This window comes from Streptomyces sp. NPDC005576 (assembly GCF_042871745.1).
Lineage (GTDB): Bacteria > Actinomycetota > Actinomycetes > Streptomycetales > Streptomycetaceae > Streptomyces.
On sequence record NZ_JBIAJC010000013.1, the window covers coordinates 40,597 to 61,861 of the forward strand.

Below are 21,265 nucleotides of genomic sequence, written 5' to 3' on the forward strand. Positions count from 1 at the left end.
GGGACGGCGGCGGTCAGGAGCCGGTGGCCGCGGACGGGTCGCCGGGCGCGGTGAGCCGGCCGGTGTGCCGGGCGCGTTCGGCCGAGGCGGACGCGTAGGCGTCGGCGTCCCGCGCCGTGGGGGACAGCGCGACGAACGCCGAGGTGAGGAAGAGGTAGGAGCCGAGCCCGACGGTGAGGGGGAAGATGAACTGCATGGACGTGGCCCCGGTCAGGGGTGCGGCGGACGGAGCGACCTCGACGCCGACCGCGAGCATGCCGGTGTAGTGCATGGAGCTGACGGCCGCGCCCATCCCGAGGGAAGCGAGTACCACGGCTCCGGGTGTGTGGATGTTGAGGGCACCCCAGAGGGCCGCGGTGGCGGCGACGACGGCGATCACCACGGAGACCGTGACCATCGCGGGGTCGTAGTGGACCTCGCCGTGCAGATGGATGGCGGCCATGCCGAGGTAGTGCATGCTCGCGACGCCGACTCCGGTGGTGAGCCCGCCGGTCAGCAGCGCCCGTTCGCGGTTGCGTCCGTATCCCACCGCGAAGACTCCGATCCCGACGACCACCATGGCGACGATCAGGCTGAGCAGGGTCAGACCCACGTCGTAGCGGATGTCGGTGCCGGTGACCCCGAAGCCGAGCATGGCGACGAAGTGCATCGTCCAGATGCCGGTACCGAGGGCGGATGCCGCGGTGAGCAGCCAGTTGCGCCGCGAGCGGCCGGTGGTGTGCAGCGCGCGCACGGTGCATCGCAGACCGAGCGCCGCGCCGATCGATGCCATCGCGTACGACAGCACGGGTGTCAGCCAGCCGAAGGTGGCGTGGTCCAGGTGTCCCATAAGTCGGGGACGCTAGCCCTACGGACGGTACGTGCCGGGGGCACACGTCGAAAACCACGGAATATGACAGATCACCGTTCCGAAGCGATCGGCGTTTGGCTGAATCTGTCGCCCAAAGTCAGCGGACGGTCGCCCGGGTTGTCGCCATGAACTTGCTGGAACTGGTGGCCCCGGAGTCCGAGGACCGCGCTCCCTACGGCCTGCCGGAGCATTCCCCTCCGACCGTGGTCCCACTCCTCACACAGCCCTGTTCCGGCCATCCCGGCCGGGCTCATGCGCAGACGAGCGACGACGGAGCGCACGGGTACGCGACGCCTCAGCGGGGAGAGGCGTCACCGTCCGACACGTGCCCGGCGTCCGGCACCGGACACCCCCGCACGCCGGGCACGGGGAAAGTACCGAGAGCCGCCACGCTGTATCCGTCCGGGTACCCCTTGATCTCCGGGTTCTGGCGGGCGTAGTGCGGCCGGGAACGCGGCGGGAGCAGCCGGACCCCCCGCGCCCTGAGCCGCAGCGCTCCCCCGGTCAGACCACGCGCGAAGGCGCCCGGCCGCCGGTAGCGGAAGGCGTCCAGCAGCGCGTCGTCGAGGAGTGCGAGGCTCGCCCCGCGCACCAGCCGTGCCAGCGGCGCGGGGTACCAGGAGGCCATCAGGTCCAGGGTCGCGTCGGAAACCCTCCTGGCGCCCTCGTCCCACCCGAAATGGGCGCTCTCGTACGCGTCGAGGGTCCCCTCGAACTCCTCGTACGTGCGGGGCAGATCCTTGATCCCCATGTGCGTGCCGAGCGTGCGGTAATAGCGGGCCCATGCCTGGCGCTCATGGGCGGACAGCCGGCGCCAGCCGTACGCGTCCAGCCAGCGCTTGGGGATCACGACGAAGGTGCAGAGCACGTAGCGCATGTCGTCGTTGCTGATGTCGTAGCCGCGGTGCATCGCGTTGATCCGCCGGAGCGCCGTACGCCCTTCGCCGGAGTCGAAGCCGTGCTCCACGACGGCGTCGAGCAGGAGCGCCGTGTCGTCGTAGCGCTTCTGGGAACGCTCCGTCAGTTCCGCCGTCGTGGCGAGGAGCCGGCCGATGCTGGGCACCGCATAGGTCCGGTACAGCGCGAGTTCGAGGGCCCGGGTGACGTCCCAGGGGAATTCGAGAGTGACGGAGATGCGGTAGATCCGCAGGAAGTCCCTCTCGGGATCGAGGCTTCGGATTTCCTTCAGCCGGTCGTACCTCTTCACGCCCGAGTCCCTCCGCCGGTCCGGAGCCCTCACTCTACGGCGGAGGGAAGTGGTGCGGCCCCGGTGCGGAAAAGGGGACCCCGGGCCCCGAAGCCCGCGGTCATCGGCCGCGCGAGGTCTCGACGCCGGGGTTACCGGTTGGTTAGGGTGCGCCGACGTAGCCGGAGAAGGCGGCGGACACACGCATCCGACCAGTGGAGGACACCGTGGCGGGGACGGACGACATGATCGCCGCCGAGGACGAGGCGCTCTATGTGCTGACCGCGCTCCTGCTGACCCCGGCGAACTTTCCCACGGTGCTGGGCGACGACTATCCGGCCGCGTGCGAGGCGCTCGCCCTTGAACCGTACGAGGAGGGGTACGGCCTCGTACTCGGCCAGGACGGCACGGGCGCGCGCTGGACCGTGGTGATCGAGGACGTCACCCTGGTCGCCGGTGCCATCGCCGCCTGGGACTGCGGAATCGCCCACGAACTCTCGCCCGACGACCGCACGGTCGTCTGCGCACTGCCGGGCTGGCCCCTCGCGCTGGCGGTCGCCGCGCCCGGCGTGCCCGCGCCTCACGACCCGGAGCCCGCCGAGGACGGGTCGGGCGGGACGCTGCTGCTGACGCCGCCCTCCGACAGCGACTGGGGCCCGGAGCAGCGGCGGATGGGGGCGGACGAGATCGCCAGGCGGTGGGATTCCTGGCGCGAGCAGGTGAACGCAGTCGGCACGGCCCCTCACGGGCCCGGAGCGGCGGCGTCCCTGGCGCCCGGGAGTCCGGACGAGGGGGACCGGGAGGAGCGGCCTCCGGAGACGAGGGGACATCCCGGCGTACGCAAGGTCATGGAGGAGGCGCACGCGTATCTTGACTCGCCTCCGCCGCCGGGGCGCATCAGGTCGTCCTTCGCTTCTGCGGACGCCCGGACGCTGCGGGTCGACGGGCCCGGCTGGTCGCTGGCCGCCCGGACTGACGACATGGCCTTCGTCCTGCTGGACGAGGAGCCGGGCGAGGTGTTGCAGGTACGGCAGGGCCCGCAGCTCCTCGGGCTCCTCGCCGGACTCGACGCGCTCGCCACCCGGCCCGCTTGAGCCCCGTGACGGCGTGAGCCCTGCGCGGGGGCGTGGGACGGAGCCCTGGCGGAAGCCCCGGAGGTCAGAGGTCAGGCTCTGCCGAGGGTCTTGCGGGGCGTGCCGTTCAACGTCCTATCCCCCTGCGCCGGATGCGCCGGAGCCTGCGCCGCTGCTCGGGATCGAGCAGCAGGTATCCCGCGGCGGGTACGCCGATCAGCACCAGGAGCGCCCACCAGAACCCGATGAACGGGATCAGGACGGCCGCCACGACGACTCCCCCGATAACGATCTTCGCGCCGTTCGACATGATGGTGCCTCCTCCGCGGCACGGAGCCGCTTCTCCCATGACAACGCCGGCGCGGCGCGAACGGTTCCCGCGCGGCGACGTCGTCCCCCGGTCCCGGGAATCACCGCAGCGGTTCGCCCACCTCGTGCATGTGCGCCAGGCCCTGGCGGTAGGACTCCACGAGTCCCGTCTCCGTGTAGGGCATCCCGATCCGGCGGCAGTACTCCTTGACCAGCGGCTGGGCGAGACGCAGGTGCGGGCGGGGCATGCTCGGGAAGAGGTGGTGTTCTATCTGGTAGTTCAGACCGCCGAGGAACCAGTCGGTGAGGACGGCACCCCGTACGTTGCGGGAGGTGAGGACCTGGCGCTGCAGATGGCCCCAGCGGTCGCCGTCCGGGTCGGGCATCTCCATGCCCTTGTGGTTCGGGGCGAAGGCCATCCCCAGATGCAGTCCGAAGAGCGCGTGGAGCACCAGCGCGAAGACGACCGCTTTCCCGGCCGGCATGGCGGTGAGGAACACCGTCGCCCACAGGCCGAGGTGAGCGACCATCAGCAGCCCGGACAGCACGCCCTCGCGGCCGGGCTGCCGACGCAGGAACTGGAAGCCGGAGACCTTCAGGGCGATGCCCTCCAGCAGGAGCATGGGGAAGAAGAGGCGAGCCTGGTGACGGGTGAGCCAACGGGCGAAACCTTCCCGCTGGGCCGCCTGCTTCTGGGTCCAGACCAGGGCTCCCACCCCGACGTCGGGGTCCTTCTCGACGTGGTTGGGGTTGGCGTGGTGCCGGACGTGCTTGTCGTTCCACCACGCCTCGTTCATGCCGAGCAGCAGGTTTCCGTGCACGAGTCCGATGATCCGGCTCGTTCTGCGGTCCCCGGTGATCTGGGCGTGCCCCGCGTCGTGTCCGATGAAGGCGGTCCGGGTCCACAGAACGGCCAGCGGAACCGCGAGGAGCAGCGTCCACCAGGTGTCGCCGAGGAGTTCGACGCCGGTGACGACCGCGGCCAGGGAGAGCGCGTTCACGACAATGCCGACGGCGTACCAGCCGGTGCGGCGGTCCAGCAGCCCCTGCCCCTTGACGGCCTTGAGGAGGGGCGCGAAGTCGCTGCCGCCGGGAGCCCCGGTGGTGAGGGACTGCCGGGCGGGTGCGGCCTCGGGTGCCGGCCGGGCCCCGGGTATGACGGGCCGGGCCGTGTCCGCGCCCCGGGAGGACGGGGCGACGGAGGCGGCGGCCCGTGCTCCGGACGGGTCGGTGGCGGTGGTGGTCGCCTGGGGCATGGCATCTCCAGCTCTCTGGACGGGTGCGCCTACCCGAAGAAACCTAATGAGGGGCGACCTGCACCGGCCATGGCGCCACCATCCCGATGAGCAGGGGGTATTCCCCCTGATTCCCTGGTGGGGCTGGCCCCCGTACACGCCCGTCACGGGGCGTCGCGTTCTCGCGTCGGCCCCACGACAGGAGGCCGTACGCCGACGAACTGGCTTGCGGCGAGCCCCGTGGACCGGTGTGATACCTCCATGCGCGGTGCGATCGGGCGGGCGCGGCGTGCGAAGTCGGACGCGGGCCGTGCGACAGCGGGCCGGCCGGTGCTGTGGCGCCGGTCCGCGGTGCTCGCGGCCCTGATGCTGGCCGCCTTCACCTTCAACACCGCGGAGAACCTGCCGATCGGCCTCCTCGAGCTCATCTCCGAGAGCCTGCGGGTGCCGGTGTCGGCGGTCGGCCTCCTGGTCACCGGGTACGGCCTGACGGTCGCGGTCGCCTCTCTGCCGCTGGCCCACGGTGTGCGGGCGGTGCCACGGCGCCATGTGCTCACGGGGCTGCTGGCCGCGCTGGTCGTGTCCAGTCTGGTGGCGGCCCTGGCGACCTCGTACTGGCTGCTCCTCGTGGCCCGGCTGCTGACCGCCCTCGGGCAGGCGTTGTTCTGGGCCGTGATGGGGCCCGTGGCGGTGGGCCTGTTCCGGCCGGGCGTTCGCGGGCGGGTGATCGGAGCGCTCTCCGTCGCCGGTTCGCTGGCCCTCGTGCTCGGTGTCCCGGCCGGGACCTGGCTGGGCAGGCGGACCGAGTGGCCGGTGCCCGTCGCGACCCTGGCCGGCCTGGGGTTGGTCTCCCTCGTGACGATCGCTGCCCTGCTGCCGACCTCCGCTCCGGATGAACAGCCCGCTGCCTACGGAACCCGCCCCGACGCCCGCCGGTTCCGGACCGTGCTGGCGGTCGGCGCCCTCTCCGCGACGGGGGCGTTCGCCGGCTTCACCTACATCCTCACGTTCCTGGGCGACGTCAGCGGGTTCTCCCCCGGCACGGCGAACGTCCTGCTCGTCGCGTTCGGAGTGGCGTGCCTGGCCGGGGTGAGCATCACCGGGGTGCTGCTGGACCGCTTTCCGTACGGCGCGATGGTCGCGGCTGTGGCGGTTCAGAGCCTCGGCATGACGGGTCTGTACGCGACCGGTGGCGAACCCGCGGCAGCGGTGGTGTTCCTGCTGTTGATGGGCGGTGCGCTCGGCCCGGTCTTCATGACGACGCAGAGCGCCATGCTGCACTGCGCACCGGGGCGCACGGACATCGCGCTCGCTGCGAACTCCGGGGCCTACAACGCGGGTATCGCGGCGGGTGCCGGGCTCGGCGGCCTGATCCTGCAACTCGCCGATGCCCGGGGTGCCTTCCTGGCCGGTGGGCTGCTGAGCACCGGGGCCTGCACGCTGCTCCTCGGCGGGCGACTGTCCTGTCGCGGCCGGAAACCCGCAGGGTAGTGGGGGCCGGTGCGTGAGGGCGTGACACGGAACCGCGCGGCCGTTGGGCTCGTCGTTCGTGGCGAACCCGCCCGTCCGTGGGGGACCCGTCGGTACCCACCGTTCCGGAGGGCGTCGCCCGTGATCCGCACGCACCCCTGGAGAGCACCGATGCACCGCAGAAGAATTCTCCGGGCGACGGCCGGCGCGGCGGCCGGTCTGCTCGTGCCGGCCCCGGCGCGCGCCGTGGACGCACCCGCGGCGGGCACGGACAGCACGCACGCGCGCTGGGCACGCGCCTCGTCCGCCAACTACTCCGTTTCTCCGGGCACCTCGCCCCGGCGCGTCGACCGGGTGGTGGTCCACATGACCCAGCAGACCTTCACGCAGACGCTCGGCATCTTCCAGGACCCGTCGAAGAAGGTGTCGGTCCACTACGTGGTGCGGTCCGGCGACGGTTACACGGCCCAGTGCGTACCGGAGCGGGACATCGCCTGGCACGCGGGCAATTGGGAGTACAACGTCCGTTCGGTCGGCATCGAGCACGAAGGCTGGGTGGACCGTCCGGAGTACTTCACCGCCGCGATGTACGAACACTCCGCGCTGCTCACCGCCGACATCTGCGACCGGCACGGCATACCCCGGGACCGCCGGCACATCGTCGGCCATTACGAGGTGCCGGGCACGGACCACACCGATCCGGGCCGGCTCTGGGACTGGGACCGCTATCTGCGGCTCGTCCGCCTTGCCTGAGGAGAGCCGGTCCCCTTCGCACGCCGGCCCGGGGCTGCCCGCTCCCCCTCGTCATCGGCAGCCGTGCCGTCAGCCGCGCCGTCGCCCGTGGCGCAGCCGGAACCAGACGTCGCGCGCCTGCCGGCCCGCGGTGGTGCGGCTGACCGAGACCAGTCGGTGTGCCTGCTGGCGTGTCTCCACCATGGGTCCGGAGCCGCGCAGCGGGCGGCCCGCCGTCTCGTGGAGGAAAAGCGTGGACACGAGCCCGATGACGCCCGCCACCATCAGGTAGTAGGCGGGAACCATGTCGTTACCGGTGGCCTCCACGAGCCCGGCGGCGAACAGCGGGGTGGTGCCGCCGAAGAGCGAGACGGAGATGTTGAACGCGATCGAGAGCGCGCCGTACCTGATACGGGTGGGGAAGAGCGCCGGGAGGGTGGACGCCGACGTCCCGGCGAAGCAGACGAGCAGCAGGCCGAGGATCGCGCAGCCGAAGGCCGGCAGCAGGATGCCCCCTTGACGGATCAGCAGGAAGGCCGGGACGGAGAGCGCCACCAGCGCCACGCTCCCGGCCATGAACACCGGGCGGCGGCCCCACCGGTCGGAGCTGCGGCCCACCGTCGTGATGGTCAGGACGACCAGCAGCATCGTGCCGAGGACGAGCAGTTGCGAGGTGGTCTCGGGTTCACCGAGGGTCTCCGACATGTAGGTGGGGAGGTAGGACGTGACCATGTAGTTGGTGACGTTGTAGAGGAGCACCAGGCCCATGCAGATCAGCACGGCCTCCCAGTGCTGGGAGAAGATCTCCTTGAGCCGGCCCTTGCCCGACTGCCTCGCCTGCTCCACCGGGTCGCCCTCGGCCTGGGCCTCGGCCTGTTCCTCCTGCCGTTGGAATGCCGGTGTCTCCTCCAGTTTCATGCGCATGTAGAGGCCGATCAGTCCCAGGGGTCCGGCGACGTAGAAGGGGATGCGCCAGCCCCAGTCGGTGAGCCCGTCGGTGCCGAGGACGGCGGTGAGGACGGTGACCAGGCCGGAGCCCAGGGAGTAGCCGACGAAGGTGCCGAAATCCAGCCAGCTGCCCAGGAAGCCGCGCCGTTGATCGGGGGCGTACTCGGCGATGTACGTGGTCGCTCCGGCGTACTCCCCGCCGGTGGAGAAGCCCTGCACGAGCCGGCACACGAGGAGCAGGAGGGGAGCCGCGAAACCGACCGCGGCGTAGGTGGGGAGGAAGCCGACCGCGAAGGTGGACGCCGCCATCATGATCATGGTGACCGCGAGGACCTTCTGCCGGCCCACCCGGTCCCCGAGCGGGCCGAAGACGAGCCCGCCGAGCGGTCGTACCAGGAAGGCGGCGGCGAAGGTGGCGAAGGTCGACACCACTTGGGCCCCGGGTGAACTGGACGGGAAGAACACCTTGCCCAGGGTTCCGGCCAGATAGGCGTAGACGCCGAAGTCGAACCACTCCATGGTGTTGCCGAGTGCGGCGGCGGTGACCGCCCGGCGCACCTTCGGCGGATCGGTGACGGTGACGTCCTCGGCGCGGAAGGACTTCTTGCGACGGCGTACGACCGTGCGCAACATGCGGTCCACGGCCTGGCTGTCCCGCCTGGGGCGGGGCCGGCGCGCCCCCGGCCGTTTCCTCGGTCCGGCCATGCGTCCGCCCCTTTCCGAGGGCTCTCGGCGCCTCACCTTCCGCGGCGTCACCCGGACGGGGAGTAAAGATCATCGGTGCGTCAGAGTCTGGTGCAACGCCCCGCCGGAAGCCTCCTGGGTGGGTCGCACGAGTGACGGCCGAGCGGCGTCCCCGGTGGGCCAGTGGCTCACGGGGCTCACGGGGAAGCTCTTCCCCGGCACCTCCCCCGATACATAAAAATGATATTGAGAAAACTACATAAGAACGCCAACATGACTAAGTCACTCACATCGGCGACAGATACCCGGACCCTGTTCCGCATCCGCACGAGCCCCTGTTCAATAATCGTGGGGCCGACTACGGGCTCTCCGGGGGACAGGCTCAACCATTCGTCGGTCGAGGATTGAATCCGCAGGAAGCGGAAAAGAATCAACCGAGCTCGCAGAGGGCGAAAAAAGAAGGGTGACCACATCGGTCACCCGGTCCGCAGGGATTGCTTCCCGCCGCCCATGGAGCCGACTTCGCACGGGCGCTACCACAGAAGACAGCGCACCTTCCCGTACGCCCCCTGAGACTTCCGCATGCATTCGACGGCCCCACCCCCTGCAACGGCGCAGGACCGAGGCTGATTTCGCATCCCTACGGAGGATTTCGGGTGCACCGAAACGAATGGCCCACAGATGACACCGCCCCCTCCACGGCGAACACGCCACCGCGGCGTTCCACGCTCCCGACCGGGCGGCGCGTTCTCGGCTCCCTCGCCTATCCGGTGCTTCTGACGGCCACCTTCCTGGTGGCCGCGGCGGCGCTGCTGCTGGACTGGAATCCCGAACGAGTGAGTTCTCTTTTCCTCGTCGGAACCCTGATGTATCTCACCGTCCTCGAAAGGCTGATTCCGCACCGGCGCGACTGGCACCCCGAGGGGGCGGAATGGCGTTGGTACGGCGTCTACTTCCTGCTGACCATGGCGGGGAGCGCGCTGGCGCAGTTCTCCGTCACTTCGGCGGTGGGGATGATCTCCCCGGCCGACCCACTCCTCCCCCTGGGAGCCGAGATACCCGTGGCTCTGCTGAGCGGCTCACTCGCCGGCTATCTGGTCCACCGGCTGGGGCACACCAATCCCGCCCTGTGGCGGCTCCACGGGGTCCATCACGTCCCGCGGAAGGTCAATGTCGCCAACAACGGCGTCAACCACGTCCTCGACATCGTCCTCGCCCAGGGCTTCGTGCAGCTCACCCTGGCGCTCGCCGGGTTCTCCCAGGAGGCCGTGCTCGCCACCGGGCTCTTCGTCGCCGCGCAGGGCTATTTCGTCCACGCCAACGTCGACGTGCGGATCGGCCGGCTCAACCACGTCCTGGCGAGCCCGGAACAACACCGTCTGCACCACAGCACGGACCTGTCCGAGGCGGGCCACTACGGCTCCGACCTGTCCTGCTGGGACCACCTCTTCGGCAGCTTCACCTGGCGGCCCGGCCGTGAGCCGGCCGCGGTGGGTCTCAGCGATCCCACCTCGTTCCCGGGGACCGACGAGATCCTCGGCAGTCTCTTCCGTCCGTGGCGCCGCGCGAAGCGGCCCGGGGACGGCATCGCCTGAAAGGGCCTCCGGGCCCCGCACCGCTGACCTGGGCGCCGCCTGCGGCTGCGCGACCACTTGATGAGGAGTGTGCGAACTTGGCTGACGCGACCAACGACGTTTCGACGGGCAAAATCGCGATCATCGGCATCGGCTGCCGCTTGCCCGGCGGAGCTTCGGACCACCGTGCTTTCTGGCAGAACCTGTTGGACGGCAAGGACTGCGTCATCCCCACGCCGCCGGACCGCTACGACGTCACCACGCACCGGAGCGGTCACCGGGACAAACCCGGGCGGCTGGTGGGCGGCCGTGGCGGATACATCGACGGCTTCGACGAGTTCGAACCCGCCTTCTTCGGCATCAGCCGTCGCGAGGCCGACCACATGGACCCCCAGCAGCGCAAACTCCTGGAGGTGGCCTGGGAGGCCCTGGAGGACGGCGGGCAGCGGCCGGCGGACCTGGCGGGCAGCAACACGGCCGTCTACGTGGGCGCCTTCACGCTCGACTACAAGATCCTGCAGTTCGCCGACCTGAGCTTCGAGACGCTCGCGGCCCATACCGCGACCGGCACCATGATGACGATGGTGTCCAACCGGATCTCGCACTCCTTCGACTTCCGGGGTCCCAGCCTCTCCATCGACACCGCGTGCAGTTCCTCCCTGGTCGCCGTGCACCTGGCCTGCCAGAGCCTGAAGCGCCGGGAGAGCGATCTGGCGCTCGCGGGCGGGGTCCTGCTGCACATGGCGCCGCAGTACACCGTCGCGGAGACGAAGGGCGGGTTCCTCTCGCCCGAGGGCCGTTCCCGCACGTTCGACGCCTCGGCGGACGGATACGTACGCGCCGAGGGCGTCGGCCTGGTGGCGCTGAAGCGGCTGGAGGACGCGGTACGGGACGGGGATCCGATCCACGCGGTGATCCTGGCCAGCGGGGTCAACCAGGACGGCCGGACCAATGGCATAACCGTCCCCAACGGAGAAGCCCAGGTCTCGCTCGTGCGGCAGGTCTGCGCCGAGGCCGGCATCACCCCGGGCGACCTGCAGTACATGGAGGCGCACGGCACCTCCACGCCGGTCGGCGACCCGATCGAGGCCAACGCCCTGTCCCGCGCCCTCGCCATCGGGCGCGCCCCGGGCGCGCGGTGCTACGTCGGTTCGGTGAAGGCGAACATCGGGCACACCGAGTCGGCCGCCGGAATCGCCGGACTGATCAAGACGGCCCTCTCGCTCGAGCACCGCACCATCCCGCCGCACATCAATCTGGAGCGCGTCAACCCGGCCATCGACCGGGACTCCTCGCCGTACGAGATCCCCGACCGGGTCACCGCGTGGCCTGCGCACGAGGGGCCTGCCCGGGCCGGTGTGAACTCCTTCGGCTTCGGCGGCACCAACGCGCACATCGTCCTGGAGGAGGCACCGGAGCGTGCCTCCGGCCCCGCCGTGTCCCCCGTGCCGGAGCGGGGGTGGAACATCCTCCCGCTGACCGCACGGCACCCCGACGCGCTCGCACCGATCGCGGAGGGCGTCCGCGGCGAACTCGCCGGCGCGCGGGGTCCGGCGGTCTCCCTCACCGATCTCGGACACACCCTCGCGCGCCGGCGCCAGCACCTGGAGTCCCGGCTCTCCGTCGTCCACTCCTCCCGGGAGTCCCTGGACGAGGCCCTGGCCGCGTACCTCCGGGGTGAGGAACACCCCCGGGTGGTCCGGTCGAAGCGACTCGATCCCCAGGACCGCCGGCTGGTCCAGGTGTTCACCGGCATGGGCCCGCAGTGGTGGGGCATGGGACGCGGGCTGCTGGCGAGCGAGCCCGTGTTCCGGGACGCGGTCGCCGCGTGCGACCGGGAGATCCGGCGCCTCGCGGGCTGGTCCCTCCTCGAGGAGATGACGGCCGACGAGGACCGGTCCCGGATGGCGGAGACCTGGTTGTCGCAGCCGGCCAACTTCGCGGTACAGATCGGGCTGGCGGCCCTGTGGCGTTCGTACGGAGTGGTTCCGGACGCGGTCGTGGGGCACAGCACCGGCGAGATCGCGGCCTTCTACGAGGCGGGCGTCTACTCCTTGGAGGACGCGGTCGCCGTCGCCGTCCACCGCAGCCGTCTCCAGCACACCCTGGCCGGGGCGGGCACCATGGTCGCCGTCGGTCTGCCCGAGGCAGAGGCGGAGGACCGGGTGCGGCCCTTCGGGGCGCGGATCTCGGTGGCGGCCGTCAACAGCCCTGCTTCGGTCACCCTCGCCGGGGACGAGGAGGCGCTCGCCGAGCTGGCCCGGTCGCTGCGCGCCGAAGAGGTCTTCACCAAGTTCCTGGCGGTCCAAGTCCCCTACCACAGCGCCGCGATGGACAGGATCAAGGACGAACTACTGGCTTCCCTGGCGGACATCACGCCCCGCCCGGCACGCGTTCCCCTCTACCTCACGGGGCTTGACGGTGTCGCCGAGGGCGTCGAGCTGGACGCCCACTACTGGTGGAGGAACGTCCGCGACCGGGTGCGCTTCCGGGCCGCCGTGGACCGGCTCGCCGACGACGGATACCGGCTCTTCCTGGAGGTCGGCCCGCACCCGGTGCTCGGGCACGCGATCCGCGAGTGCCTGGAGGCCAGGGGCAGGACGGCCGTCTCCGTGCCCTCGGTGCGCCGGGCGGAGGACGAGAGCGAGCGCTTCGCCCTCTCCCTCGCCACCCTGCACAACCTCGGCGTCCCCATCGCGTGGGACGTGCTCCATCCCGAAGGCGAGACGGTCCCGCTGCCCCGCTACCCCTGGCGGCGCGACCGCCACTGGACGGAGCCCGGCTCCGTCGCCCAGGTCCGGCTCGGTCGGCTCGACCACCCGCTGCTGGGTCGCCGGACCGGCCACACCGAACCCACCTGGCAGTCCCGGCTCGACACCGAGACCCTGCCGTACCTCGCCGACCACCGCATCCAGGACACCGTGGTCTTCCCCGCGGCCGGCTACCTGGAGATGGCGACCCAGGCGGTCCGGACCCTCACCGGCGGCACCCATGCGGTGCTCGCCGACATCGACCTGCGCAAGGCCCTCTTCCTCACCGAGGACAAGGCCAGGACCGTGCGGCTCTCCGTGTCACTGGAGGACGGAACCTTCACCGTCGCGTCCGTCCCCGCCGGACCGGACGCGGAACGCGCGGTGCACGCGAGCGGGGTGGTCCGCTCCGCGCAGCGGCGTTCGGCCGGACCCGCGCTGGACGTCGACGCGGTCAGGGGACGGAGCGCTCACCGGCTCGGCGCCGAGGAGTGCTACGCCGGGCTGGCCGCGCTGGGATACCACTACGGCCCCGCGTTCCGGGCCATCGAGGAGGTCTGGATCGGCACCGACGAGGTGCTGGCACGGGTCGGGCCCCCGGCGGCGATCGGTGACGACGCCTCCCGCCACCACATCCACCCGGTGCTGCTGGACGCCTGCTTCCAGAGCCTGCTGACGCCCCAGATCCTGGCGGGAGAGGCGGCCTCGCGGGGTACCGGGATCCGGCTGCCCCTCTCGCTCGACGAGATGAGCCTCTCCCCCATCGGCGACCGGCCCTTCTGGGTGCACGGCACGGTGTCGCGCAGCGACGGTGACGAGCTCGTCGGGGACCTCGCGCTGTACACGGAGGACGGCACGGCGCTCGGCCGCTTACGTGGTTTCCGCGCGGCGGACGTGGAGAAGACGTCGGCCGCGGTCTCCCGGAGCACCATCGACTCCTGGCTCGCCGAGCCCACCTGGATCGACCGCCCCTGGGACGAGGCCCCCGAGGGTGGCACCGCGGCCGGGCCTGCGGGGCAGGACTGGCTGGTCCTCGCGGACGGCGGCGGCCTCGGGGACGCGTTCGCCGCGCTGGTGACCGCGCGGGGCGACCGCTGCCGTGTGGTGCGGGCAGGCGCCGCGCAGGGGCGGCTGCCCGGGGACGGCGGGTTCACCGTCGCGCCCGAGTCCGCCGAGCAGTTGGAGCGGCTCTTCGCGGACCTGGACCGGGACGGCGCGCCCTTCGGCGGCACGGTCGTCCACCTCTGGAACCTCGATCTCCCGGAACTCGCGGCCTGCGAGCGCAAAGGCCTGGCGCGGGCCACGGGGGCCGGTGCCTACTCCCTCGTCGCACTGGCCAGGATCCTCGCCGCACGGCGTACCGGTGGCCGGCTCCACGTGGTCACCCGGGGCGCGCAGCCCGTCTCGCCGGGCGAGAGCGTCGAGCCGCTCGCGGCTCCGGCCTGGGGCGTCACCCGGGTGCTGCGCCACCAGGAGCTGGCCGGACACCGCGGCAAGCTGGTCGACCTGGACCCGGTGCGGACGCCCGGCGCGGCCGGCCTGCACGCCGACGCCGAGGCCCTGCTGCGCGAGTTCCTGACCGACGACGAGGAGGAGATCGGTCTACGGGGCGACCGTCGCGCGACCAGTCGTCTCCGCCCCGCCGAGGGGCTGACAGGCCCCCTGCCGTTGAGGCTGCGCGCGGACGGAAGCTATCTGGTCACGGGGGCGTACGGGGCACTGGGCCGGCTCCTCTGCCGGACGCTGGTGAAGCGGGGTGCCCGCCGGCTGATCCTGATGGGCCGCACCCCGGTTCCGCCGCGCCGGGAGTGGGCGGCGACCGACCCGGCCACCGGCCGGGGCAGGGCCGTGGCGCTCCTGCGCGAACTGGAGGCCCTCGGCGCTCAGCCGGTCCTGGCACCGGTGGACGTGACCGACGAGGACGCGCTCACCGGCTGGCTCGACGCGTACCGGCGCGGGGGCGGCGCCCCGGTGCGCGGGGTCTTCCACCTCGCCGGGCAGGTACGCGACACACTCGTCGCCGACATGGACCGGACCACCTTCGACGCCGTGCTGGAGCCGAAGGTCATGGGCGCGTACCTGCTCGACCGCCATCTGCGGGAAGAGCCGCTGGACCACTTCGTGCTCTTCGCCTCGATCGCCTCGCTGCTGACGACCGCGGGCCAGACCAATTACGCCGCCGGCAACGCCTTCCTGGACGCGCTGGCGCACCGGCGGCGCGCGCAGGGGCTGCCCGCGCTGAGCCTGGACTGGGGTCCGTGGGCGACGGGCATGATCGAGGAACTCGGCCTCGTCGACCACTACCTGTACAGCAGGGGGATGAGTTCGTTGTCCCCGGACGCCGGGATGAGCGTGCTGGAGCGGGTCATCGGGCAGGACCGTGCCCAGCTGCTGGTGGCGACGGTCGTCGACTGGCAGACCTTCCTGGCCTGGTACGACACGCCTCCGCCGCTGGTCTCCGAACTCGCCGCGAGCGCCCGCGAGCACGCCGCCGAGGAGGGCGACGGCTTCCTCGGCCTCTTCCGGCGCGCCGATGAGGCGGAACGCCGCTCCCTCGTGATCGAGCGGTTCACCTCGCTCACCGGGACCGTGCTGCGCACGGCGCGGGAGGAGATCGACCCGTCCGCCGGCCTGGGCGGTCTCGGGCTCGACTCCCTGCTCGCGATGGAGCTCCGGGCCAGGGTGCAGGCCGATCTCGGGATCGCCCTACCGGTGGTCGCCCTGCTGAGCGGTACCCCTGTCGGTCGGCTGGCCGACCAGTTGTACCAGGGGCTGCTGGAACGCGTGGCGGCCGATGCGGCCGGTGGCGACGGTCCGGCGTCGGCCGTCGAGGTGTTCACCGACGAGAGCGGTCACCCGCTGACCCAGAACCAGAAGGCGCTCTGGTTCCTCAAGCAGCTCAACCCCGACGGATACGCCTACAACATCGGTGGCGCGGTGGAGGTGCGCGCCGAACTCGAACCCGACCTGATGTTCGAGGCCGTGCGGAGGCTCATCACCCGGCATCCGGCGCTGCGCACCAACTTCCACCTGGAGGAAGGGCTGCCGGTGCAGCGGGCCACGCCCGGGGCGGAGCCCGACCTCGCCCTGTTCGACGTCCAGGGCCAGGAGTGGGAGGAGATCCGGCAGACCATCATCCGCGAGTACCGCAAGCCGTACGACCTCGAACGCGATCCGCTGGTGCGGTTCCGCCTGTTCAAGCGTGCGCCGGGCCGCTGGGTCATCATGAAGGCGGTCCACCACATCGTCTCGGACGCGATCTCGACCTTCACCTTCATCGAGGAACTCCTCGCCGTCTACGAATCCCTGAAGCAGGGCCGGGAGCCCGCGCTGCCGCCGGTGGGTGCGAGGTACCTCGACTTCCTCAACCAGCAGAACCGCTTCCTGGCCGGCCCGGAGGCCCGCGGGATGCTGGAGTACTGGCGCTCCCACCTCCCGGCCGAGGTCCCGCTGCTGGACCTTCCGGTGGACAAGCCACGCCCGGCCGTCCAGACGCACAACGGCGCCTCCGAGTTCTTCGTCCTGGACGACGACCTCAGCGCCCGGGTGCACGGCCTCGCGCAGCAGCACGGGGTGACACCGTTCATGGTGCTGCTGAGCGCGTACTACGTCCTGCTGCACCGCTACTCCGGGCAGGACCACGTCGTCGTGGGCAGCCCGGTGACCGGCCGCACCCAGCAGGAGTTCGCCTCGGTCTACGGCTACTTCGTCAACCCGCTGCCCCTGCACGCGGACCTGTCGGGCGGCCCCACGGTCGCCGAGCTGCTGGAGCAGGTCCGCTCCACCGTCCTCAACGGCCTGGACAACCAGGAGTACCCGTTCGTGCTCCTGGTCGAGGAACTGGGGCTCCAGCACGATCCGAGCCGTTCGGCGGTGTTCCAGGCGATGTTCATCCTGCTCACCCACAAGGTGGCCACCGAGCAGTACGGCTACCGGTTGGAGTACATCGAACTCCCTGAGGAGGAAGGGCAGTTCGACCTGACCCTGTCGGCGTACGAGGACGAGGCGGAGGGGCGCTTCCACTGCGTGCTCAAGTACAACTCCGATCTCTTCGTGCCGGCGACCGTCCGCAGGATGGCCGGGCACTACGTCCAGCTGCTGGACAGCATGACCCGCGCGGCCGACGGACTCCCGACGCCCCGGCTGCGGATGCTGGACACCCCGGAGCGTGAGCGGCTGGTGGGCGAGTGGAGCGGCTCCTCGGCGCTGCCCGCCCACGACACCGGTTCCGCGGCCGACCGGGACCGCCCGGTCCACCGGCTGATCGAGGAGGTCGCCGCCGCCCGGCCCGGCGCGGTGGCGGTCTCGATGCCCTCCCTGTCGGGGGACACGGCGCGGATGACGTACGGCGAGCTGGACCGGCGGGCGAACGCGCGAGCACGGCGGCTGCGCGAGCTGGGGGTCGGCGCGGAGTCGGTCGTCGGGGTCTGCCTGGACAAGTCGCCGGAGCTGATCCTCACGCTGCTCGCCGTGCTGAAGGCGGGGGGCGCCTATCTTCCGGTCCATCCGGACCAGCCGGCGGACCGTGTCGCGCACGTGCTGCGCGCCACCGGGGCGGACCTGGTCGTCGTCGAGGGCACACGTGCCGGATGGGCACGGGATCTGCCCGTCCCCGTGACGACGCCGGACGGTCTGCGCGGGGCCGAGAGGGACGGTCCGGCCCCGCGGGTGCCGACGGACCCGGAGTCCCCCGCCTATGTGATCAACACCTCCGGCTCCACCGGCCGCCCCAAGGCGGTCCGGGTCAGCCACCGGAGCCTCGCCTCGGCGTACGGAGCGTGGCGCCGGGAGTACCGGCTCGACGGTTCGGAGGTCCATCTCCAGATGGCGGAGCCCTCGTTCGACGTGTTCACCGGCGACCTGGTGCGCGCTCTGTGCTCGGGCGGCAGCCTGGTGCTGGCCGACCGGGACCTGATCTTCGACACGCCCCGGCTGCTGCGCACCATGCGGGCGGAGCGGGTGGACTGCGCGGAGTTCGTCCCCGCCGTCGTACGGGGCCTGATGGACCACTGTGCGCGGGAGGGCGAGCGGCTCGACTTCCTGCGGCTCCTCGTCGTCGGCTCGGACGCGTGGAAAGTCGCGGAGTACACCCGGCTGCGCGATCTCTGCGGGCCCGGGACCCGGGTGATCAACTCCTACGGTCTCACCGAGGCCACGATCGACAGCGCCTTCTTCGAGGGGCCCGCCGACGGTCTGGAGCCGGGATGGATGGTGCCGATCGGCCGACCTCTGCCGAACACCACGCTGCATGTCCTCGACGCACACGGTGAACCGGTGCCACCGGGCGTTCCGGGCGAGCTGTGGATCGGGGGCGAGGGCGTGGCCCTGGGGTACGCCGGCGACCCCGAGCAGACCGCCGCACGTTTCGTCACCCGGCGGCTGAGCCGACGGGCGGGCGCGCGGCCGGAGCGCCTCTACCGGACCGGGGACCTGGCCCGCTGGGACACGGAGGGCCGGGTGCACCTCCTCGGGCGCGGCGACCACCAGGTCAAGCTGCGGGGCCACCGGATCGAGATCGGCGAGATCGAGGCGCACCTGGCGGGCCTGCCGGGCCTGGCCCGGGCGGTGGTGGCCGTCCGCCCGGACGCCGCGGGGGACGCCACGCTCTGCGCGTACTGCGTGGCGGAGCCGGGGGCGGTGCTGGACCGGCGGGCCCTGCGCCGCCATCTGGCGGGGGCCCTGCCGTCGTACATGGTGCCCTCACACATCACCGAACTCGACGCGCTGCCTCTCACCCCGCACGGGAAGGTCGACGTCACGGCGCTTCCGGTGCCGGTGGGCGGGGACCGGCAGGAGGCGCACGAGGCTCCGGTGACGCTGTACGAGGTGAGCATGGCCCGGCACTGGGGCGCTCTGCTCGGGGTGGAACGGCCTGGTCTCGGGGACGACTTCTTCGAGTCCGGCGGGAGCTCCATCAAGCTGATCGAGCTTCTCCACCATCTGCGGACGGAGTTCGGCGTCAGCATCCCGGTCAGCCGGCTGTACCAGGTCACCACGCTGCACGGGATGGCCGCGGCGGTGGAGGAACTGGTCAACAGTACGTCCGCCGAGGAGCTCCCCTATCTGACCTTCAACCCCGGCCCGGGGCGGCCCGTCTTCTGCTTCCCCCCGGCGGGCGGCCACGGCCTGGTCTACCGGGGTCTCGCGGAGCAACTGGCGCACCTGGCGCGGCACAGGACCATCGCCTTCAACTACGTGCCGGGCGAGGACAAGGTGGCGCGGTACGCCGATCTGGTGGAGTCGGTCGAACCGGACGGCCCCTGCCTGCTGCTCGGGTATTCGCTCGGCGGCAACCTCGCGTTCGAGGTGGCCAAGGAGCTGGAGTCGCGGGGCCGGGAGGTCGGACGGGTGGTGGTGCTCGACTCCCGCCGCATCATGGAGGCGTACGAGCCGGGCGAGGAAGGGATCAGGACCTTCGAGGCGGAGTTGGGCCGCCACATCCATCTGCACACGGGCTCGGAGGTGGTCACCCGCACGGTGCTCGAACACGCGGCGGAGTACTTGGAGTTCTGCGGCCGGACGCCCAACACGGGAACGGTGGCCGCCTCGGTCGGGGTGGTGACGGACGAGGAGAAGGCCGGCCTCTACGCGGTCGGTGCCCCCGGCGCCTGGTACGGCAGCTCCACCACCGGAACACGCGTGCTGAAGGGGTCCGGGACCCATGCCGACATGCTCGATCCCAAGCACCTGCCCCGCAACGCCGCGCTGGTGCGCGCCCTGCTGACGGAGGACGCCGACCATGCGGGATGAGGCGGGCCCCGAGTGGGGCCGACGGGAGCGCACACCGGGGAGCAAGCCCCGCGTCATCATCGTCGGCGCGGGCGTGGCGGGCCTGTCCACCGGCGTCTACGCGCAGATGAGCGGGATGCGGACCAGGATCTTCGAGAAGCACGTGCTGCCCGGGGGCTGCTGCACCGCCTGGTCCCGGGACGGCTACATCTTCGACTACTGCATCGAGTGGCTGATCGGCACCGCCGCGGGCAACGACGCGCACCAGGTGTGGCGTGAACTGGGCGCACTGGACGGCAAGTCCATCACCAACTTCGAGCTGTTCAACAAGGTGGTCGACGAGAGCGGGCGGTCGGTGACCTTCTGGAACGATCCGGCCCGGCTGGAGGAGCACCTGACCCGCGTCTCCCCGGCGGACGCCCGGCTGATCCACTCGTTCTGCCGTGATCTGCGGCGGTTCACCGAGATCGAGCTGTATCCGTTCCTGACCGCGCCCGCGCTGCGGACCGTACGGGAGAGGGCGGCGACCCTGCGCACGGTGCTGCCGGCCTTCCGCCTCTTCTGGCGGACCGCCGCGACGCCCATGCACCGGTTCGCCGACCGGTTCGAGGACCCGCTGCTGCGCAGGGCGTTCAGGAACATCTTCTTCCAGGACCCGGAGGGCTTCCCGCTGCTCCCCTACCTCTTCAACATGGCCGCCGCCCACCACGGCAACGCGGGCTTCCCCCAGGGTGGTTCGCTCGGGCTCGCCCGGTCGGTGGAGGAGCGGTACACCGGGCTCGGCGGGACCGTCACCTACCGCGCCAGAACCGAGAAGGTGCTGGTGGAGAACGGCCGGGCGATCGGGGTCGAACTCCGCGACGGCAGGCGGTACTACGCCGACCACGTCGTCTCCGCCTGCGACGGGCGCACCACGATCCAGGGTCTGCTGGGGGGCCGTTGGAGCAGCCCGAGGATCGACCGGCTCTACGACGAGCTGCTGGAGAAGCCGGGCACCCTCTTCCCCGCGGTGGTCTCGGCCTTCGTCGGCATCCGGGGCCCGCTCCCGGCGGAGGACGCCCACAGCACCACGTACCTGCTGGGCCCCGAGGACGCCGCCCGGCTGCCGGGCGCCCTGCAGAGGAGCCTGGTGGTCCAGTTGCGGTCCCGCTACTCCGAGGGCTTCGCCCCGCCGGGCAAGTCGGTGGTGCACTGCACCTACTTCAGCGACTACGCCCACTGGCAGGAGCTGCGCCGCAGCGACCGCAAGGCGTACCGGGCGCAGAAGCAGCAGGTCGCCGGGTTCGTACGCGCTTTCCTGGCGCGGCGGTGGCCGGAGACGGCCGGGCGGATCGAGCTGGTGGACGTGGCCTCGCCGGCCACGACCCGGCGCTACACCGGCAACCACAACGGCTCGATCCTGGCCTGGAAGGCGTTCTCGGACGCCGACGACGTGGCATCCGGCCTCGTCGGCAAGGACCGGATGCGGCTGCCCGGGCTGAGCGGGTTCTCCATGGCGGGCCAGTGGGTCGGCATGGGCGGCCTGATCCGTGCCGCGTCCACCGGCCGGTTCGCCGCCCAGTACCTCTGCGAGGAGCTGGGCATCCCGTTCCGGGCGTGGGAGAGCACCCCTTCCGGGCCGTGGCACACCGGCAAGCTGGGGCGGCTGCCGCAGCTCGACCGGTGGTCCGCCAAGGAGGGCAACGGCGCGTGACGACCGAGGGGAGCAGGACCGTGGCGCGTCCG

General features: G+C 71.5%; 11 protein-coding genes. 6 read left to right on the top strand and 5 right to left on the bottom strand.

Going from position 1 to position 21,265, the window contains the following annotated elements:
- Positions 1 to 13: 13 nt before the first annotated feature.
- Entirely contained in the window at positions 14 to 829 is an 816-nt protein-coding gene (locus ACFYPN_RS23380; RefSeq protein ID WP_389300748.1) for an MHYT domain-containing protein, read from the bottom strand.
- Positions 830 to 1,145: 316 nt separating this feature from the next.
- Positions 1,146 to 2,057 carry an oxygenase MpaB family protein gene (locus tag ACFYPN_RS23385; RefSeq protein WP_389300751.1) on the bottom strand — a complete coding sequence of 304 codons (912 nt, stop codon included), beginning with the start codon at positions 2,055 to 2,057 and terminating at the stop codon, positions 1,146 to 1,148.
- Positions 2,058 to 2,263: 206 nt separating this feature from the next.
- On the opposite strand from ACFYPN_RS23385, the gene ACFYPN_RS23390 reads away from it, so the two are divergent.
- On the top strand, positions 2,264 to 3,130 hold the full coding sequence (locus ACFYPN_RS23390; protein ID WP_358757417.1) for a hypothetical protein: 867 nt from the start codon (positions 2,264 to 2,266) through the stop codon (positions 3,128 to 3,130).
- A gap of 106 nt (positions 3,131 to 3,236) precedes the next feature.
- On the opposite strand, the gene ACFYPN_RS23395 is transcribed toward ACFYPN_RS23390, so the two are convergent.
- Complete coding sequence (locus tag ACFYPN_RS23395; protein WP_358757419.1) at positions 3,237 to 3,419, bottom strand: hypothetical protein; 183 nt, start codon at positions 3,417 to 3,419, stop codon at positions 3,237 to 3,239.
- Positions 3,420 to 3,519: 100 nt separating this feature from the next.
- Positions 3,520 to 4,674: a fatty acid desaturase family protein gene (locus ACFYPN_RS23400; protein ID WP_389300754.1), complete on the bottom strand. Its 1,155-nt coding sequence runs from the start codon at positions 4,672 to 4,674 to the stop codon at positions 3,520 to 3,522.
- Positions 4,675 to 5,019: 345 nt separating this feature from the next.
- On the opposite strand from ACFYPN_RS23400, the gene ACFYPN_RS23405 reads away from it, so the two are divergent.
- Both ACFYPN_RS23405 and ACFYPN_RS23410 read left to right on the top strand, forming a co-directional pair.
- The gene (locus ACFYPN_RS23405; RefSeq protein WP_389300955.1) at positions 5,020 to 6,144 is read left to right on the top strand and encodes an MFS transporter; all 1,125 of its coding nucleotides are present in this window, start codon (positions 5,020 to 5,022) and stop codon (positions 6,142 to 6,144) included.
- Positions 6,145 to 6,294: 150 nt separating this feature from the next.
- Positions 6,295 to 6,876 carry an N-acetylmuramoyl-L-alanine amidase gene (locus ACFYPN_RS23410; protein ID WP_358757422.1) on the top strand — a complete coding sequence of 194 codons (582 nt, stop codon included), beginning with the start codon at positions 6,295 to 6,297 and terminating at the stop codon, positions 6,874 to 6,876.
- Between the two features lie 69 nt (positions 6,877 to 6,945).
- Here the strand turns inward: ACFYPN_RS23410 and proP are convergent, their stop codons facing one another.
- On the bottom strand, positions 6,946 to 8,436 hold the full coding sequence (proP, locus tag ACFYPN_RS23415) for a glycine betaine/L-proline transporter ProP (protein ID WP_358757628.1): 1,491 nt from the start codon (positions 8,434 to 8,436) through the stop codon (positions 6,946 to 6,948).
- Between the two features lie 821 nt (positions 8,437 to 9,257).
- On the opposite strand from proP, the gene ACFYPN_RS23420 reads away from it, so the two are divergent.
- The 3 genes from ACFYPN_RS23420 (at position 9,258) to ACFYPN_RS23430 (ending at position 21,233) form a co-directional block, all read left to right on the top strand.
- Positions 9,258 to 10,082 (top strand): sterol desaturase family protein, encoded by an 825-nt coding sequence (locus ACFYPN_RS23420; RefSeq protein WP_389300959.1) that lies wholly within the window; start codon positions 9,258 to 9,260, stop codon positions 10,080 to 10,082.
- A gap of 77 nt (positions 10,083 to 10,159) precedes the next feature.
- Complete coding sequence (locus ACFYPN_RS23425; protein WP_358757424.1) at positions 10,160 to 19,561, top strand: non-ribosomal peptide synthetase/type I polyketide synthase; 9,402 nt, start codon at positions 10,160 to 10,162, stop codon at positions 19,559 to 19,561.
- Positions 19,551 to 21,233: an NAD(P)/FAD-dependent oxidoreductase gene (locus tag ACFYPN_RS23430; RefSeq protein WP_358757426.1), complete on the top strand. Its 1,683-nt coding sequence runs from the start codon at positions 19,551 to 19,553 to the stop codon at positions 21,231 to 21,233. The genes ACFYPN_RS23425 and ACFYPN_RS23430 overlap by 11 nt, the downstream gene beginning before the upstream one ends.
- Positions 21,234 to 21,265 lie beyond the last annotated feature (32 nt).